This is a genomic window from Floridaenema fluviatile BLCC-F154 (genome assembly GCF_041929135.1).
In the GTDB taxonomy this organism is placed as follows: domain Bacteria; phylum Cyanobacteriota; class Cyanobacteriia; order Cyanobacteriales; family Aerosakkonemataceae; genus Floridanema; species Floridanema fluviatile.
On sequence record NZ_JBHFNS010000008.1, the window covers coordinates 1 to 1,888 of the forward strand.

The window sequence follows — 1,888 nt, forward strand, 5'->3', positions numbered from 1 at the left end:
GTTTATTTGTGTTTAAACTGTTACGCATTTAAAAGTCATATTGTAGGGTGCGTCAGATTTAGATATTTTCCTTTCTACATAGGCTTTAACGTCTGACGCACCCTACTCGTTAATAAGTGATTTAAATGCGTAACAGCTTATCTGGGAAAAAAGAACTAGACTTAGGACTTTTGCAAGAAGTATATTGTTTAATTTTAAAGATTTTTGAAATCATGAAACTTTAATTAAAGAAGTTTAACGCTTGGGCAAAAATTGGTTCTTTTATCGAGCAAATTTTGACGATCGCCTTGACAAATTCCAGCAATTCCTGGTTAGCATAGAGATCGAATTTAACCGTTTTACTGGCAGGATAAGGGCGATCGCAATAACTCATTTCATTAGTTACCCCAGTTTTCAAACTAGGTTCACTTTTGTCCCAGGAAACCACATTTCCTTGCCAAGTAAATTGAAACCAAACTATTTCCTCATTTTCTACTTTAAAAAACACATCAAAGTAGACATCTTTACCTTGAAACCAGAAACGTCCAGGCTCTTTAGTACGAATCCAGTATAGAGACTCTGCGAGTTCTCTAATTTTTTCCTGATCGGTGATAATTTTTACCATGTTAACTTAATTAAATTACCTAATTCAATTCTCAATTCCAGAAACATTAAATCGGGAAGTAGTAACTGGAATTTTAGTGATTTGTTACTTGGTATCATTGCTTTTCTACCTTATGTCTTCTAGACATGAAGAGAAATATTTCCCCCTTTCACATAAAAAATTTGCGAAGCATTTAACCAAACAGGATCGAAAGCACTTAAATGAGTAGTAGTAATTAAAGTTTGAAATCGGGTTTGGATAGTTTCTAACAATTGATTTTGACGGTTTAAATCCAATTCTGCTAACACATCATCTAATAACAGCAGAGGTGGTTCCCCAATTACTTCTTCAATTAACTTTAATTCTGCCAGCTTTAAAGCTAACACCAACGTCCTCTGTTGTCCTTGAGAACCATATTGTCTAGCAGGAGTTTGGTTAATGGAAAACTCTACTTCATCTCGATGTGGCCCGACTAAAGTAGTACCTTGGTGTTGTTCTGCAATACTTCGTTGTTGAATCTTCTCCAAAAAACCTTGTTGTAACCATTCTAAATCATCTTTTTCCATCACCACACTAGGTAAATATTTAATTTCTAATTTTTCTGTACTATCGCTAATAGTTTGATGCCAATGGCGGGCAATAGGTGTTAACCTTTGTAAAGCTCTAGCTCTCCGACGCATTACCCGTACTCCAGCTGTAACCAATTGGGCATCCCATAAAGCTAACTCGGAATGGGAAACCGAAGAAATAGACGCATCATTAACTATTCCTTGTTCCCGAATTTTTTTTAATAAAGCGTTTCGTTGGCGGAGAATTTGATGATATTGCTGCAAAATATAAGCATAAAAAGGTTCTAATTGAACAACTAAATTATCTAACCAACTACGACGATGTTCGGGACCACCTCTAACTAAATCTAAATCTAAACTAGAAAATTGTACTGCGTTAATTGTGCCTAAAAAATCTATTTGCCGTTTTAGAGGTTCACTAGCACGACTCACGGTACGACGACCATTTCGCCGCAGCGTTAAAGATAAGTCAATTTCGCCTGTTTGTCGTGCCAATGTCGCGGCAATTTTGCCCCATTCTGCACTTTCTTTAACTAAATCGCGATCGCGTGTTACCCGATGACTTTTTAAAGTAGAAAGCAACTCCACCGCTTCCAACAAATTAGATTTTCCCTGTGCATTATTCCCCACCAAAATAGTCTTTGGCGCACCAAATTCCACCCACTGATCTTGATAATTTCGGAACTGAACTAAGTGTAAGTTTTTCAAGTACATTTCTGGGGATTGGGGATTGGGG

2 protein-coding genes are annotated in these 1,888 nt (G+C 36.8%); both read right to left on the reverse strand.

Translation table 11 applies throughout. The features are described 5' to 3' along the window. Positions 1-220 precede the first annotated feature (220 nt). Complete coding sequence (locus ACE1B6_RS00275) at positions 221-604, reverse strand: hypothetical protein (RefSeq protein ID WP_413255228.1); 384 nt, start codon at positions 602-604, stop codon at positions 221-223. 119 nt (positions 605-723) lie between these two features. Next, entirely contained in the window at positions 724-1,866 is a 1,143-nt protein-coding gene (recF, locus tag ACE1B6_RS00280; protein WP_413255229.1) for a DNA replication/repair protein RecF, read from the reverse strand. Positions 1,867-1,888 lie beyond the last annotated feature (22 nt).